Origin of the sequence: Leifsonia sp. Leaf336 (assembly GCF_001423695.1) — a bacterium.
In the GTDB taxonomy this organism is placed as follows: Bacteria; Actinomycetota; Actinomycetes; order Actinomycetales; family Microbacteriaceae; genus Leifsonia.
Window position 1 is genome coordinate 1,019,507 of sequence record NZ_LMOZ01000001.1, and the last position, 15,824, is coordinate 1,035,330.

At 71.6% G+C, this 15,824-nt stretch carries 15 protein-coding genes; 13 read left to right on the forward strand and 2 right to left on the reverse strand.

The window, feature by feature from the left end:
• The 8 genes from ASF88_RS04930 to pth all read left to right on the forward strand — a co-directional run bounded on the left by ASF88_RS04930 (position 1) and on the right by pth (position 7,360).
• Positions 1-843, forward strand: coding sequence for a sugar phosphate isomerase/epimerase family protein (locus tag ASF88_RS04930; protein WP_055914995.1), 843 nt, complete (start codon positions 1-3; stop codon positions 841-843).
• A complete protein-coding gene (locus ASF88_RS04935; RefSeq protein ID WP_055914998.1) occupies positions 840-1,979 on the forward strand; it encodes a Gfo/Idh/MocA family protein in 1,140 nt (379 codons plus the stop codon). The genes ASF88_RS04930 and ASF88_RS04935 overlap by 4 nt, the downstream gene beginning before the upstream one ends.
• On the forward strand, positions 1,976-2,839 hold the full coding sequence (locus tag ASF88_RS04940; protein WP_055915000.1) for a sugar phosphate isomerase/epimerase family protein: 864 nt from the start codon (positions 1,976-1,978) through the stop codon (positions 2,837-2,839). Before ASF88_RS04935 ends, ASF88_RS04940 begins: the two co-directional genes overlap by 4 nt.
• The gene (locus tag ASF88_RS04945; RefSeq protein ID WP_055915003.1) at positions 2,836-4,134 is read left to right on the forward strand and encodes a mannitol dehydrogenase family protein; all 1,299 of its coding nucleotides are present in this window, start codon (positions 2,836-2,838) and stop codon (positions 4,132-4,134) included. Before ASF88_RS04940 ends, ASF88_RS04945 begins: the two co-directional genes overlap by 4 nt.
• Complete coding sequence (gene manD, locus ASF88_RS04950; RefSeq protein WP_055915006.1) at positions 4,131-5,381, forward strand: D-mannonate dehydratase ManD; 1,251 nt, start codon at positions 4,131-4,133, stop codon at positions 5,379-5,381. The genes ASF88_RS04945 and manD overlap by 4 nt, the downstream gene beginning before the upstream one ends.
• Before the next feature lie 47 nt (positions 5,382-5,428).
• Entirely contained in the window at positions 5,429-5,959 is a 531-nt protein-coding gene (locus ASF88_RS04955; protein WP_327063230.1) for a gluconokinase, read from the forward strand.
• Between the two features lie 165 nt (positions 5,960-6,124).
• Positions 6,125-6,751: a 50S ribosomal protein L25/general stress protein Ctc gene (locus ASF88_RS04960; RefSeq protein ID WP_055915009.1), complete on the forward strand. Its 627-nt coding sequence runs from the start codon at positions 6,125-6,127 to the stop codon at positions 6,749-6,751.
• A gap of 9 nt (positions 6,752-6,760) precedes the next feature.
• A complete protein-coding gene (gene pth, locus ASF88_RS04965) occupies positions 6,761-7,360 on the forward strand; it encodes an aminoacyl-tRNA hydrolase (RefSeq protein WP_055915012.1) in 600 nt (199 codons plus the stop codon).
• A gap of 24 nt (positions 7,361-7,384) precedes the next feature.
• On the opposite strand, the gene ASF88_RS04970 is transcribed toward pth, so the two are convergent.
• Positions 7,385-7,885, reverse strand: coding sequence for a hypothetical protein (locus tag ASF88_RS04970; RefSeq protein ID WP_200935226.1), 501 nt, complete (start codon positions 7,883-7,885; stop codon positions 7,385-7,387).
• Positions 7,886-7,981: 96 nt separating this feature from the next.
• Between ASF88_RS04970 and ASF88_RS04975 the strand changes: the two genes are divergently transcribed.
• From ASF88_RS04975 to ASF88_RS04995, 5 genes are all read left to right on the forward strand, one after another.
• Complete coding sequence (locus ASF88_RS04975) at positions 7,982-8,686, forward strand: alpha/beta fold hydrolase (protein WP_055915014.1); 705 nt, start codon at positions 7,982-7,984, stop codon at positions 8,684-8,686.
• Positions 8,677-9,375, forward strand: coding sequence for a 4'-phosphopantetheinyl transferase family protein (locus ASF88_RS04980; RefSeq protein ID WP_055915017.1), 699 nt, complete (start codon positions 8,677-8,679; stop codon positions 9,373-9,375). The genes ASF88_RS04975 and ASF88_RS04980 overlap by 10 nt, the downstream gene beginning before the upstream one ends.
• A gap of 10 nt (positions 9,376-9,385) precedes the next feature.
• Positions 9,386-13,021, forward strand: a complete 3,636-nt coding sequence (mfd, locus tag ASF88_RS04985; protein ID WP_055915020.1) for a transcription-repair coupling factor — start codon at positions 9,386-9,388, stop codon at positions 13,019-13,021.
• Positions 13,022-13,095: 74 nt separating this feature from the next.
• Positions 13,096-13,524, forward strand: coding sequence for a GntR family transcriptional regulator (locus tag ASF88_RS04990; RefSeq protein ID WP_055915023.1), 429 nt, complete (start codon positions 13,096-13,098; stop codon positions 13,522-13,524).
• Entirely contained in the window at positions 13,521-14,657 is a 1,137-nt protein-coding gene (locus ASF88_RS04995; protein ID WP_055915026.1) for a DUF1648 domain-containing protein, read from the forward strand. Before ASF88_RS04990 ends, ASF88_RS04995 begins: the two co-directional genes overlap by 4 nt.
• Here ASF88_RS04995 and ASF88_RS05000 read toward each other — a convergent pair.
• Positions 14,605-15,822: a Na+/H+ antiporter NhaA gene (locus ASF88_RS05000; RefSeq protein WP_082518754.1), complete on the reverse strand. Its 1,218-nt coding sequence runs from the start codon at positions 15,820-15,822 to the stop codon at positions 14,605-14,607. The two genes, ASF88_RS04995 and ASF88_RS05000, sit on opposite strands and share 53 nt — an antisense overlap.
• Between the last annotated feature and the right edge of the window lie 2 nt (positions 15,823-15,824).

Here is a 15,824-nt window from a genome sequence, read left to right on the forward strand (position 1 = left end):
GTGTCAGAGGTAACGTGGGCCCTTTCCGGGTTCGGCGACGAGATCGACCCAGACCCTGCCGTGCAGGTCGCGGTGCTGCAGGCGCTCGGCGCCGGCCACATCGAGGTGCGCAGCGCCTGGGGCGTCAACATCGTCGATCTCGACGACGAGCAGCTCGACCGCTTGGCGGGCGTCTTCGACGAGCGCGGGATGCGCGTCTCCGCGATCGCGTCCCCGATCGGCAAGGTGGATGTCGCGCTGCCGGTGCAGCACGAGGTCGACCGGCTCGGCCGGGCGATCGCCGCGGCCCAGCGGCTCGGCGCGCGGTACATCCGGATCTTCTCCTTCTATCGCGGGGAGGGCGTGCCGGTCGAGAGCATCCGCGACGACGTCCTGGAGCGCATGCGCGCCCTCGCCGCCGCGGCCGAGGAGGCCGGCGTCGTGCTGCTGCACGAGAACGAGAAGGACATCTACGGCGACACCCCCGAGCGCTGCCTCGAGATCGTCGAGTCGGTCGGCTCGCCGGCGCTGCGGCTGGCGTGGGACAGCGCCAACTTCGTGCAGGTGGGCGTCGGCGCACCCTTCGACGACGGCTACGCGATGCTGCGCCCGCACCTCGAGTACCTGCAGGTGAAGGACGCGCTGGCGGCGACCTCCGAGGTCACCCCGGCCGGGGAGGGCGACGGCCAGCTGCTGCAGACCCTCACCGCGCTCCGCGACGACGGCTACACCGGCTTCGCGTCGCTGGAGCCGCACCTCACCGACGTCAACGCCCTCGGCGGCTTCTCCGGACCGGCGGCGTTCGGCGTCGCCGGCCGCGCCTTCCGCCGCCTGACCGACCAGATCGGAGTCACCCTCGCATGAGCACCACCCCCGCCTCCGGAGCACCGCTCCGGGTCGCCCTCGTCGGCTGCGGCATCATCGGGCTCAATCACGCCCGCGCCATCCTCAAGCACCCCGACCTCGTGATCACCGCGCTCGTGGATGCCGTTCCCGCGGCCGCCACCGGGCTCGCCGACCAGCTGGTGTCGGAGTACGGCGCCGAACGCCCGGCCGAGTTCGCGGCCCTCGGCGACGCCCTGGCCGGTGCGGAGATCGACGTCGTCGTCATCTGCACGCCGAGCGGCCTCCACGTCGTGGTCGCCGAAGAGGCGCTCGCCGCCGGCAAACACGTCGTCATCGAGAAGCCGCTCGACGTCTCGTTGCCGCGGGCGCGCGAGATCCTCGCGCTGTCGCGCCGCGCCGAGCAGGACGGCCTCGTCGTCTCGGTGATCAGCCAGCACCGCTTCGACCCGGCCTCCCGTGTCGTCGCCGACGCCGCGCACTCGGGAGGCTTCGGCCGCCTGACCAGCGGCATCGCCTCCGTCGCCTGGTGGCGCAGCCAGGAGTACTACGACTCCGGACAGTGGCGCGGCACTTGGGAGCTCGACGGCGGGGGAGCCGTGATGAACCAGGGCGTGCACACCGTCGACCTCCTGGTCTGGTTCCTCGGAACGCCGGTCGAGATCGACGCGCGCACCGCCCTGCTCGCGCACGAGCGGGTCGAGGTCGAAGACGTCGCGGTCGCGACGATCCGCTTCGAGTCGGGCGCGCTCGCCGTGCTGCACGCGACGACCGCCGCCTACCCCGGCCTGTCGGTGCGGCTGCAGGTGCACGGCGACCGGGGTTCGGCGATCATCGACGACGACCAGCTCGAATACTTCGCCACGGCCGACTCCGACGGCAACCGCGCCGCCGACGTCGTGCCGGCGGGCGAGGTGCGCGGCGGCGACCGCGGACCGGAGCAGTTCGTCATCGGCCACCTGCGTCAGTACGAGGACATCGTCGACGCCATCCGCGAGCACCGCGCCCCGGGCGTGACCGTCGCCGACGCGTTCCTGTCGCTCGCCGTCGTGCGGGCCGTCTACCTCTCGGCCACGCTCGGTCGGCCCGTGCTGCTGGACGACGTGCTCGACGGCTCCCTCGACGAGGTCGTCGTCACGACGGGGGTGACGGCATGAAGTTCTCCGTCTTCACCGCCTCCACCCCCGATTGGACGCCCGACGAGGCCGTGCGGAACATCGCTGCACAGGGCTGGGACGGCATCGAATGGCGCATCGTCGATCAGGAGCCGGCCGCAGAGCCCGGCTTCTGGGCCGGCAACCGCGCGACCTGGCCGCTCACCGGTCTGGAGGAGTCCCTCCCCGAGATCGCCCGACTGACGAGGGAGGCCGGGCTCGAGTTCTCGGGCATCGGCGGCTACGCGCGCTGCGACGACCACGCGAACGTCGACCGGATGCTCGCGGCCACCGCCGAACTCGGCGCGCGCCAGGTGCGCGTCACGATGCCACGCACCGACTCCGGCGACTACCGGGAGCTCTTCGAGGCGGCCCGGCGCGACCTGGAGCGGGCGGCGTCCGTCGCCGCCTCGCTCGGGGTGAAGGCGCTCGTCGAGCTGCACCACGAGACGATCACGGCCTCCGCCTCGGCGGCGTTCCGACTGCTCGACGGGCTCGACCCGGAGGCCGTCGGCGTCATCCACGACCTGGGCAATCTCGTGATCGAAGGCCAGGAGCGCACGCTCTCCGCCCTCCAGCTGCTCGGGCCGTACCTGGCCCACGTGCACGTGAAGAACGTCGCGTGGCTGCCGGGCGAGCCGGAGGAGGACGGCACCGTGCGCTGGCACCACGAGTGGGCGCCTTTGCGCTCGGGCGCCGGCGACGTCGATGCCTACTTCCGCGCACTGCACGAGTTCGGCTATGACGGATGGGTGACCAGCGAGGACTTCTCGACGGAGATGCCGCTCGCCGAGCGCAGCCGCGACGACCTCGCCTACCTGCGAGCCGTCGAAGCGCGGACCCGCGCAGCGGTGGCGGCATGACCGTCCCGTCACGGTCGGTGCGCCACCCGGTCCGGGTGGCGCACCTGGGTCTGGGCGCGTTCCACCGCGCGCACCAGGCCTGGTACACGCAGAGGGCAGGAGACGGCTCCGGGATCGCCGCCTTCACCGGGCGCAGCGCGGAGGCCGCCCGCGTGCTGGCCGCGCAGGACTCCGTCTACACCCTGCTCGAGCGGGGAGCGGACGGCGACAGCGCCACCCTGATGGAGGTGCTGAGCGAGGTGCACGACGGTGCCGATCTCGACGCGTGGCGGCGGGTGCTGGCAGACCCGGACGTCGGCGTCCTCACCCTCACGGTGACCGAGGCCGGCTACCGGCCGGGCTCCTCGGCGTCCTCCGCCGCGTCCTCTTCCTCCGCCCCGGCGCGCGTGCTCGACGGCCTCCGGGCCCGGTACGCCGCCGACGCGGGCGGCATCGCGGTCGTGAGCTGCGACAACCTCCCCGACAACGGCCGGGTCCTCCGCGACGCCGTGCTCTCCGTCGCCGAGCCCGGGTCCGACCTGGAGGCCTGGATCCGCTCCGAAGTGTCGTTCGTCTCCTCGATGGTCGACCGCATCACTCCGGCGACCACCGACGCCGACCGGGAGGCCGTCCGCCGCCTCACCGGCTGGGACGACGCCGCGCCCGTCGTGACCGAGCCCTTCGCCGAGTGGGTGCTCGCCGGCAGCTTCCCTGCGGGCCGTCCCGCCTGGGAGGCGGCCGGAGCGCAGTTCGTCGACGACATCGCGCCTTACGAGCGCCGCAAGCTCTGGCTCCTGAACGCCGGTCACTCACTGCTCGCGTATGAGGGCCTCGCGGCCGGCCACGAGACCGTGGCCCAGGCCGTCGCCGACCCGGCGCTCGCCGACGAGCTCGAGCTGCTCTGGAGCGAGCAGCGCACCGAACTCCCGTTCGACGCCCCCACGGTTGACGACGCGCTCGCGGCCCTGCGCGCCCGCTTCGGCAACGCGCGCATCGAGCACAGGCTCGCCCAGATCGGCACCGACGGCTCGCAGAAGCTCGGCCCCCGCATCCTGGACCCGCTGCGCAGCCGCCTCGCCGCCGGCCGCGAGCCGGGCCGCGCCCAGCTCGGCGTCCTCGCGGCGTGGTCCGTCCACCTCGCAGGACCCGACGTCCGCGACCCCGGCGCCGCCGCGCTCGTCGAGCGGCTGCGGGAGGCTGCGGCGCCGCGCGAGCGTGCGATCGCCGTCCTCGAGGCGCTCGCCCCCGACCTCACCGACCTGACCGACCCCCTCGCCGAGCGGATCGCCGCCCGGCAGCAAGGAGCACACGCATGAGAATCACCGCAGCCGACGTTCTCGTCTCCAGCCCCGGACGCAACTTCGTCACCCTGCGCATCACCACAGAGGACGGAGTCACCGGTCTCGGCGACGCCACGCTCAACGGCCGCGAGCTCGCTGTGGCCGCCTACCTGAGCGAGCATGTCGTCCCGCTCCTGATCGGGCGGGACGCGCACGCGATCGAGGACACCTGGCAGTACCTCTACCGGGGCGCCTACTGGCGTCGTGGCCCGGTGACGATGGCCTCCATCGCCGCCGTCGACACCGCGCTCTGGGACATCAAGGCCAAGGTGGCCGGCCTCCCGCTCTACCAGCTGCTGGGCGGCCGCAGCCGCGAGGGCCTGCTGGTCTACGGGCACGCCTCCGGCGCCGAGCTGCCCGAGCTGTTCGACTCCATCAACGAGCACCTGGAGGAGGGCTACCGGGCGGTGCGCGTGCAGACCGGCATCCCCGGGCTGCCGTCGGTGTACGGGGTGGCGTCGAGCAAGAACGCCGCTGCGGGAGCCGGGACGGGCTCGGACGCACGCTACGACTACGAGCCCGCTCGCCGCAGCGCGGTGCCGGTGGAGGAGACCTGGGACACCCGCGCCTACCTGCGGCACGCACCGACCGTCTTCGAGGCCGTGCGCAACGAGTTCGGCCCGGAGCTGCCGCTGCTGCACGACGCCCACCACCGGCTCACGCCCATCCAGGCCGCGAAGCTCGGCAAGTCGCTGGAGCCGTACGACCTGTTCTGGCTGGAGGACGTCACCCCGGCCGAGAATCAGGCCGTGCTGCGCCGCGTGCGCGAGCACACGACCACGCCGCTGGCGATCGGCGAGGTGTTCAACACGATCTGGGACTACCGGGAGCTGTTCGAGGAGCAGCTGATCGACTACGTCCGCTCCCCAGTCACCCACGCCGGAGGCATCACCGGGCTGCGCCGCATCTTCGACTACGCGGCCGTGTACCAGATCAAGTCGGGCGTGCACGGGCCGACCGATGTGTCGCCGGTGGGCCTGGCGGCGGCCATCCATCTGGGCATCGCCATCCCGAACTTCGGCATCCAGGAGTACATGCAGCACAGCCCGACGACGCACGAGGTCTTCCGGACGACCTACACCTTCGAAGACGGCATGCTCAAGCCGGGCGAGGCCCCCGGGCTCGGCGTCGACTACGACGACGTCGTCGCCGACTCCTTCCCCTACGAAGCCGCCTACCTCCCCGTCAACCGCCTCCTAGACGGCTCCATGCACGACTGGTGACCCTCTCGAAGCACGACAATAGGAGGACGGGAGCGGGAGGAGTGCGTGTGGCCGGTGTCGGAGGGATCAGCCTCGTGGTGATGGGGGTGTCGGGGTCCGGCAAGTCGACTGTCGGGCGCGCGGTGGCCGACGCGTTCGATGCGTCGTTCGTCGACGGCGACGACCTCCACCCGGCGGTCAACGTCGCGAAGATGACAGCGGGCATACCGCTCACCGACGCCGACCGCGAGCCCTGGCTGCGAGCGGTGGGGCGCACCCTCGCGGACGGCGCCCACGGCGCCGACGGCAGCGGCGGCGGGATCGTCGTGGCCTGCTCGGCGCTCAAGCGCTCCTATCGCGACCTGATCCGCAGCGAGGCCCCCGGAACCGTCTTCGCCGAGCTCGACGGCACGCGCGAGCTGCTTCAGGAGCGGATGATCCGACCGGGGCACTTCATGCCGGCTTCCCTGCTCGACTCCCAGCTCGCGACCCTGGAGCCCCTCCAGCCCGACGAGGCCGGCCTCCGTCTCGACATCGCCGCGCAGCCCGCCGAGCTCGTCGCCGCGATCGTGGATCGCGTCGCCCGCCGCGTCGGGTAGACTGGGCCACTGAACTTCGGCGAGGGATGCGTCACGCATCCGTTATCGACGCGGTGGAGCAGGCTACGCAGTCTTTCCTCGCGCACTTCGATGCGCTCGAGTCGACACCCCATACTGCGAGCCCACGGCTCGCCTGACAGCCGGCATCGCCGGCAAGGAGACATCATGGCTGACGAGTCCAACAAGGTCGTCGCGGAGGTCCGCGACAGCTTCGGCAAGGGCGCTGCCCGCAAGATCCGCGCAGCGGGCAAGATCCCCGCGGTCATCTACGGCCACGGCACCGACCCCGTCCACGTCACCGTCCCGGCGCACCAGGTGGGCCTGCTGCTCCGCAAGGCCAACGCGGTGCTCGACCTCGACATCGACGGCACGAGCCAGCTCACGCTGGTGAAGGACGTCCAGAAGGACCCGGTGCTCCAGATCATCGAGCACCTCGACCTCATCGTCATCCGTCGCGGCGAGAAGGTCCAGGTCGAGGTCCCCGTGCACGTCGAGGGTGAGCCGTTCTCGGGCACCATCGCCGTTCTCGACATCCCGACCATCAAGCTCGAGGTCGAGGCCACCCACATCCCGGAGCGCATCGTCATCGACGTCACCGACGCCGAAGAGGGCACGCAGTACCACGCCAAGGACTTCGCGCTGCCGTCCGGCGCCGTGCTCGCCGAGGACGAGGAGCTTCTGATCCTCAACATCGTCGTGCCCGCCGCCGCGCGCTCCGACGAGGAGGAGGCCGCCGAGGAGGCCGCCGCCGAGGAGGCCGCCGAGACCGCGGCCGCCGAGTCCGCAGAGTAATCACCCCCGATGGCGGATCCTCTGCAGCAGGAGGGCCCTTGGCTCGTGGTCGGGCTCGGTAATCCCGGGCCCGGCTACGCCGCCACGCGTCACAACGTGGGCCAGATGGTACTCGACGAGCTCGCCTCGCGCGGCCGTCTCACCTTCAAGACCCACAAGACGAACTCCACGGTCGCCGAGGGGCGTCTCGCCCCCGGCGGGCCGCGGTTCGTCCTGGCCAAGCCCAACACGTTCATGAACGTGTCGGGAGGCCCGGTGTCGCAGCTGCTCCGGTTCTACTCGCTCGACCCGTCGCGGCTGATCGTCGTGCAGGACGAACTGGACATCCCGTTCGACACCCTCAAACTCAAGTTCGGTGGAGGCCATGGCGGCCACAACGGCGTCCGCGACGTCATCGCCGCGACCGGCACCGGCGACTTCACGCGGGTGCGCGTCGGCGTCGGCCGGCCTCCCGGTTCGCGCGCCGCCGCCGACCACGTGCTCGCCGGCTTCAGCTCGGCGGAACGCAAGACCCTGCCGATCCTGGTGGCCGACGCCGCCGACGCCGTCGAGCAGATCGCCACCGACGGCCTGACCTCCGCGCAGAACCGCTTCCACACCGAGCGCTGACGGCTCCGTGCGTCGCTCGCGTCGTCAGGCCGGGGGCAGCGTGCCGATCAGCGCTCCGGAGTAGGCCGCGAACGAGGCGATGGGCGCCACCGCGGCCACGACGATCCCGACGACGCCGAAGGCGCGTCCGCGTTTGGTCGCTGCCGCGACGATCCCCAGGACGAGCGCCGTGAGGCCCAGGAGGGTCCCGAGGAGCATCTGCGCGCCCATCAGAAGGGCGATGGGTGCGAACGCGGCGGCCTGGTCGGGGGTGAGATCGGAGGTGTTGAAGCTGAAGGAGGTCGGCGTCCGGGTCGCGAGCGGCCCGGCATGCACCCCCACGATCACCGACGCCACGATCGACAGCGCGAACACCGCGATCGCGATCGCCATCGAGACGACGCCGAGCGTCCGGGGCCGCGGCGGGGCCGGCGGCGCGCTGTAGTACATCGGCGGAGGGGGCGCCCACTGCTGCGCGGGATCCGCTCCCTGAGGAGCGGGGAAGATCGGCGCGGACTCCGGTCCGGTGGGCGGCATCATGCTCATGTTCGGGCTCCTCCCCGGCGCTTCACGCCGGACGTTCAGCCAGAGCGTAGCCGACGTCGGGCGTCGACCCAGGACGACACGGTACCGTCTCGGTCCATGAAGTTGTACACGCGCGAGTGGGGCACCGGCGACCGCTACGCAGTCCTGGTCCACGGCGTCATGTCGGACTCGCGCAACTGGCGACGGGTCGGCCCAGTGCTCGCCGAGCGCGGGTACCACGTCGTCGCCGTCGACCTCCGCGGCCACGGCCACAGCCCGCGCGCCGCCGAGTACACCGCCGACCTGATGGCGGAGGACATCCTCGAAACGGTCCCCTATGCGCCAGAGCTGGTGATGGGGCACTCGCTCGGCGGCCTCACGGTGAGCCTCGCGGTCGACCGGCTCCATCCGGAGCGCGCGATCTACGTCGACCCCGCGTTCTCGTGCCCGGCGGCGGGCTGGCTCCAGCTGAAGCTCGCGCCCGCGTTCCTCCGCACGCTCGCCCGGCAGTCGGCGGCGAAGATCGCCAAGCGCAACCCGCGCTGGGATCCCGTCGACGTCGCGATCGAACGCGAGACGTTCGAGTCGTTCCACCGCGCCGCGATCCCGGCCGTGCTCTCGCCCAGCGTCATGCGGGCTCCCGAGCACATGGCGGTCCCGTCGCTGGTGATGCTCGCCGACAACTCCTATCTGGTGAAGCCGCAGGTGGCCGACCGCCTCCGCGAGACCGGCTTCGATGTCCGGGTGGTCGCGGGAAGCGGTCACGTGATCAACCGCGACGATCACGACGGATTCATGCAGGCGCTGGACGGATGGATCTGAGCGCCGTCGTCGTCGCGAAGACCCGAGACGTCCTCGCCCTCCTGCCGGCCGGTCCGCTCGGCAGGGCGGCGGAGGCGCGCCGTCGCGCACTGCGCTCGCCGGCCGACAGAGACGATTTCGTGGCCGCCCGGCTGCTCGCCGTCCGCGTGCTCAGGGAGGCGGGCGCCGGAGACATCGCACCGGCGGCGCTGCACCAGCGCTGCGCCGTCTGCGGCAGGGCGCACGGCAGGCCGCTCCCCGTCTCGGGGCTCCACGTGAGCTGGTCGCATTCGCGCGGCTGGGTCGCCGCGGCGGCGTCTCCAGCGCCCCTCGGCGTCGACGTCGAAGTGTTCGCCGATGCCGACATCGGCGACGGCGGTATCCCGGAGGCCGCGCTGACTCCTTCGGAGCGAGCGCTCCTGGCGACCGCGATCGACCCCGCCCGCGCCTTCCGGCTGGTCTGGACGGCGAAGGAGGCCTGCGTCAAGGCGGGCGCCGCGCAGCTGGACGGTCTCGGAGACTTCGGCGTGCTCGCCGCGGCCGACCGGCTGATCCCGTCCTTCGGCTCGCTGCTGCTCAGCAGCCGCGGGTTCCGGGGAGCGACCGCGGCGGCCGCGTCCGAGGCGCCGCTGACCTGGCACACCCTCGGCGGGAGCGGGGAGCTCCTCCACCTCCCCGGCAGCGGTCGACCTGTCGGTACCCCCGCGTAGACTTTCCCGAGTGATACTGCAGGGCTTGATCGCGGCGCTCGAGCGCGCCTCCACGTTCTCCGACGCACTGGCCTATGCGGCGCGCGATGCCGACTTCTCGCTGACCGATGGCTTGCGCGCTCCTCTTCTCGCCGGCCTGGTCGGCAAGCGCGGCGCCGCCGGCGCCTCCCAGGCCGTGCTCGTCATCACGGCGACCGGCCGCGAGTCGGAGTCGGTGCGGGCCGCTCTCCCGTGCGTGCTCCCCGACGCCGAGATCGTCGAGTTCCCGGCGTGGGAGACACTGCCGCACGAGCGGCTGAGCCCGAGCCCCGAGATCGTCGGAAAGCGTCTCGTCGCCCTGCGGAGGCTCGCGGACTGGTCCGCCGCCCGCGACGCGGGGGAGCCGAGCCATCCGTTCATCCTGGTCGCCTCCGTGCGCGCCGCCCTGCAGCCGCTCGCCGACAATCTGACCGACTACGCGACGATCGCGCTCGACGCGGGCGGCCGTGGCTTCGATCTCGGCGGGCTCGCCCTCCACCTGGTCGACCTGGCGTACGCGCGCGTCGACATGGTGACCCGGCGCGGCGAATTCGCGGTGCGCGGCGGCATCCTCGACGTCTTCCCGCCGACGGCCGAGCACCCGTACCGCGTGGACTTCTTCGGCGACGAGGTCGAGCAGATCCGGGCGTTCTCCGTGGCCGACCAGCGCTCGCTCCCCGAGCCGATCCCGTCGGTATCGCTCCCGCCGAGCCGCGAGCTGCTGCTCAGCGAGCCCGTGCGGCAGCGCGCGCGAGAGATGGAGCACGAATTCCCCAGCCTGTCGGCGATGCTCGCCAAGATCGGCGAGGGCATCCCGGTGGAGGGCATGGAGTCGCTCGCACCCGCGCTCGTCGACCGGCTCGTGCCGCTCACCCACTACCTCCCCGAGGGTGCGGCGGTCGCGGTGCTCTCGCCCGAGCGCGTCGCCTCCCGTGCGGTGAGCCTCGCCGAGACGAACCGCGAGTTCCTCTCGGCGGCCTGGAGCGCGGCCACCGTCGGCGCCGCGGCTCCGATCGATCTCGCCGCGGGAGACTTCCTCACCCTCCAGAAGCTGCGCGACTCGGTGAAGTTCAGCCGGCCGGGGCAGCAGAACCCCGACCACCCGTGGTGGACGTTCTCCGGCTTCCAGGCCGACGCGGTCGACGAGCAGCCGCTCGAGCGCGAGGTGGAGGAGTACCTCCAGGTGCGCGTCGCGGCGGAGGCGGTGCCCAGCTTCCAAGGCAACGTCACCGGGGCCGTCGAGCACGTGGCTCAGCGCCTCCGCGACGGCTGGCAGGTCGCGATCGTCGCCGAGGGCGCCGGTCTGGTGGAGCGTGCGGCGCAGGTGCTCGCCGACGCCGAGCTTCCCGCGCGTCCCGTCGAGGAGTTCCCCGAGAACCCGGAGCCCGGCGTGGCGTACCTGTTGCGGGCGAACGTCGAGCACGGCTTCGAGATGCCCGACGTCAAGCTGGCGCTGATCGGCGAGAGCGAGTTCTACGGGCGTTCGGTCGGTTACGAGTCGCGCCAGGTCAAGAAGCTCGCCACCCGACGCAAGAACGTCGTCGACCCGCTGGCGCTGAAGCCCGGCGACTACGTGGTCCATGAGACGCACGGCATCGGCAAGTTCCTGGAGCTGACGCAGCGCGAGGTGTCCAGCGGAGGCCGCAACGCCGTCAAGTCGAAGCGCGAGTACCTGGTGCTCGAATACGCGCCCTCCAAGCGCGGCTACCCCGGCGACAAGCTCTACGTGCCCACCGACCAGCTCGACCTCCTGACCCGCTACGTCGGTGGCGAGGCCCCGCAGCTGTCCAAGATGGGCGGCAGCGACTGGTCGGCCGCCAAGGGCCGTGCCCGGCGAGCGGTGCGCGACATCGCCGTCGAGCTCGTCAAGCTCTACTCCGCACGCATGGCCAGCAAGGGCCACGCGTTCGGGCCGGACACCCCGTGGCAGCGCGAGCTCGAGGAGGCCTTCCCCTTCGCCGAGACGCACGACCAGCTGCAGACGATCGACGAGGTGAAGGCCGACATGGAGCGGCCGATCCCGATGGACCGGCTGATCTCGGGCGATGTCGGTTTCGGTAAGACCGAGATCGCCATCCGTGCGGCGTTCAAGGCCATCCAGGACGGCAAGCAGGTGGCGATGCTCGTGCCCACCACACTGCTGGTCAGACAGCACGCCGAGACCTTCCTCGAACGCTTCGCCGGCTTCCCCATCCACCTGCGCGAGCTCAGCCGGTTCCAGACCGACAAGGAGGCGCGCGAGACGCTGCGCGGCATGGCCGACGGCACCGTCGACATCGTGATCGGGACGCACCGCATCCTCGCCGACGGCGTGGCGTTCAAAGATCTCGGGCTCGTCATCATCGACGAGGAGCAGCGGTTCGGCGTGGAGCACAAGGACGCGTTGAAGAAGCTCAAGACCAACGTCGACATCCTCGCGATGAGCGCGACGCCGATCCCGCGCACGCTCGAGATGGCGGTCACCGGCATCCGCGAGATGTCCACGCTCGCGACCCCGCCGGAGGACCGTCACCCCATCCTGACCTTCGTCGGGCCGTACTCCGAGCGCCAGGTCGCCGCCGCCATCCGGCGCGAGCTGTTGCGGGAGGGCCAGGTGTTCTTCGTGCACAACCGTGTCGGCTCGATCTCGGCGACGGCCGCCAAGCTGGCCGAGCTGGTGCCGGAGGCGCGCATCGCCGTCGCGCACGGCCGCATGAACGAACACGCGCTCGAGCAGGTCGTGGTGGACTTCTGGGAGCGCAAGTTCGACGTCCTCGTCTCGACGACCATCATCGAGACCGGGCTCGACATCTCGAACGCCAACACCATCATCATCGACCGTGCGGACAAGTACGGCCTGAGCCAGCTGCACCAGCTCAGAGGCCGCGTCGGGCGGGGGCGCGAGCGGGCGTATGCGTACTTCCTGTGGGACGAGGACAAGCCGCTGAGCGAGACGGCCCACGACCGGCTTTCGACCATCGCGGCCAACAACGACCTCGGCAGCGGCATGCAGGTCGCCCTCAAAGACCTCGAGATCCGCGGCGCGGGCAACCTCCTGGGCGGCGAGCAATCCGGCCACATCGCGGGCGTGGGGTTCGACCTCTACCTGCGGATGATCGGGGAGGCCGTGTCGACCTTCCGTGGGGAGGTCGCCGAGGGCCAGACCGAGCTGCGGCTCGAGCTTCCGGTCGACGCCCACATCCCCGAGGAGTACGTCGACAGCGAGCGCCTGCGGTTGGAGGCCTACCAGAAGCTCTCGACCGCGAGCTCGCCTGCGGCGAAGGACGGTCAGATCGATCTGGTGCTGGAGGAGCTCACCGACCGCTACGGCGAGCCTCCCGAGCCGGTCGTCAATCTGATCGCGGTCTCGCGGCTGCGGCGGGCGGCGCAGCGTGCGGGCCTGGGGGAGGTCGTCGCCATGGGCTCGAACCTCCGGCTCGCCCCCGCGCAGCTGCCGGACTCGCTGCAGGTGCGCCTGCAGCGCATGTACCCGGGCTCGAAGTACCACGTAGCCCCCAAGGTGGCCACGGTCCCGCTGCCGCGCGTGAACGGCGAGGCGCCCGACGATGCGGCCCTCATCGAGTGGGTGGCGACCCTGCTCGGCGCCCTCTTCCCGACTCCCGAGCCGGCCTCCGAACCCGCCGCCTGACGCCGCCTCGTCGACAACGTCTCCTCCAATCTGTATCGGCTGTACTATAAGTACCGATACAGATTGGAGGGGTCGTGCGCATCGAGATCGATCCGACGGCGGAGACGCCGCTCTACCAGCAGCTCCACGATCGCGTCATCGACGCCGTGGCGCGCGGCGAGCTGCGCGCCGGCGATGCCCTCCTCTCGGTGCGCCAGGTCGCCGTGCGGTTCGGGATCAACGTCGCGACCGTCGTCAAGGCGTACGACGCCCTCCGCCAGGAGGGGATCGTGCGCACGAGCAGACGCTCCGGCTCCGTCATCGCGCGGGACGCCGAGAGCGGGCCCGCAGACGAGCAGTTCCTCGCGCAATGGCACGAGCGGCTGAGCGCGGTGATCGCCGAGGGCGTCGCCCACGGAGTGCCCAGAGCCGAGCTGGAGGCCCGCGTCGCGAGCATCGCGGCCGCGTTCGAGGACGCCCGCGCGCTGAACCCGCCGCGGGAGCAGAAAGGAAGCACCCCATGACCGCCGTACTGGTGAGCACCCTCGGCGTCGCGACGCTGATCGCCGCCATCCTCCTCATGCTGCCGGCGATGAGCCGCAGCACCCTGCCTCTGGGCGTCCTGGTGCCGCGCAGCCGCGTGACCGATCCTGTCGTGGTGGCGGCGCTCCGGCGCTTCCGTATCGGCGTCGTCGTCTCCTACGTCGTCGCCCTCGCCGTCGCCGCGATGGTCGCGCCGCTCGGCCCGGCCGCGCAGCCGCTGGCAGCCACGTTCATCCTGCTCGTCGGGTCGGTCGTCGCCAACCTGCTGTGCCGCCGTCGCATCCAGGCCGCGAAGCGCGAGGGAGGCTGGCTCGAGGAGGTCCCCGTGCGCATCTCCGGGAGCCTGACCCCGGACTCCGCCGACCGGGCGCGTCCCGCGTACGGCTGGTTCGCGGCGGCCGTGGTGGTGCTGGCGGCCGCCGCCGCCATCGGCGTCTCGCTGTACGACAGCCTCCCCGCGACGATCGCGGTGCACTGGAACGCGAACGGACAGCCCGACCGGTTCGCCGAGAAGTCGTTCTGGTCGGTGTTCGCGCCGATCCTGATCGGCGCCGGTGTGCTCGCGCTGATCGTCGGCATCGCGTTCGTCGTCCGTGGCGTTCCGTGGCGTCGTGGCTCGGGGGACCGGCCGGAGGTCTCCGAGCGGATCGCCGCGCTGCAGGCGCATCTGACGCAGTCGCTACTTGGCTGGATCGCGTTCGTGGTATCGGCAGCGATCTCCGCCCTCTCGGTTCTCGGCTGGTGGCGTGCCGAGTCGAACGCCCAGAGTGCGGGCGTCGTGGCGGTGACGGTGGGGTTGCTGGTCGTGATCTTCGTGGTGATCGCCGCCTACGCGGTGCGGCTGACGAGCGGCACGCGCGCGATCCGTGCGGGAACGGAGGTCCCCGTGGGCGCTCCCGGCGCGGCTCGCGACAGCGTCGACCCCCGTGATGACGACCGCCACTGGAAGGGCGGCCTGGTCTACGTCAACTCCGGCGATCCGGCGCTGTTCGTCCCGAAGCGGTTCGGGGTCGGCGTGACGCTCAATCTCGGTCACCCGGGAGGCATCGCCATCGCGGTGGTCACTCTGCTGCTGATCGTGGCGGCTCTGCTGCTGCCGCTCCTGCTGCGCTGACACCGGCCTCCGGGCGCGGGGTCGCGTGCGGGTGCAGCCTTCGGTTGCGTCGGGCGAGCATCGAGACGAGCACGCCGCTCAGCACGATCGAGACGGCGGACCCCAGCAGGACGGCGATCGTCCCCTCTGCGCGGACGGTCGCCGACCCGGCGAACGCCAGCTCGTTCATCAGCAGCGACACTGTGAAGCCGATGCCGCCGAGGGCCGCGATCGTCACGAGCGCGAACAGCGGGATGCGGCCGCGCTCCTGCCGAGGACGCGTGAACGAGCCGAGCCAGCCGCCCAGCGTGATCCCCACGAGCTTGCCCACCGGAAGCGCGATCAGGATGCCCCAGAACGCGGGCGACAGCTCGGACGGCGACACCGCGGGAATGACCACGAGCGCGGCCGAGAACGCGAACAACGGCAGGATCAGCCCGTTCGACCACGGCTCGAGCGCGTGCGTCGTGCGACCGGCGGGCGCGCGCGACATGACGAGGCCCAGGGCCACGCCGGCGATCGTCGCGTGCACGCCCGAGTCGTAGACCAGCCACCACGTCAGCACCGCCAGCAGCACCATCAGGATCCCGATCGGCCAGCGCATCCTCCCGTGCAGCAACCGGCTGAGGAAACCGAAGGCGGCGACGACCACGGCCGCAGCCGCGAGCTCCAGGAGGTTCGGGTCGGTCGTGAAGAACACCGCGATGATGAGGATGGCGACCAGGTCGTCCAGCACCGCCAGCGCCAGCAGGAAGACCCTCAGCCGATTGGGCAGCCCGCGGCCGAAGACGGCGAGCACCCCGAGCGCGAAGGCGATATCGGTCGCTGTCGGGATGGGCCAGCCGTCCCCGAGGCCGGAGCCTCCCGCGATCGCCAGGTAGACCAGCGCGGGGACGAGTACGCCGCACGCCGCCGCGATCGCGGGGTGGATCGCCTTGGCGAAGGAGTTGAGCTCACCGACGACGAGCTCGTGCTTGAGCTCGACCGCGACGATGAAGAAGAACACCGCCAGCAGTCCGTCGCTGATCCAGTGCCCGACGCTCAGGTCGACCACGCCGCCGCCGAGGTGGGAGTGCTGGAGGTCGACCAACGCGGGGCCGACGGCGGTGTTCGCCAGCAGGAGGCCGAGGGCGGCGGCGCCCAGCAGTAGGCCGGCGGCGGTGCGTTCGGAGCGGATGATGCTCATCG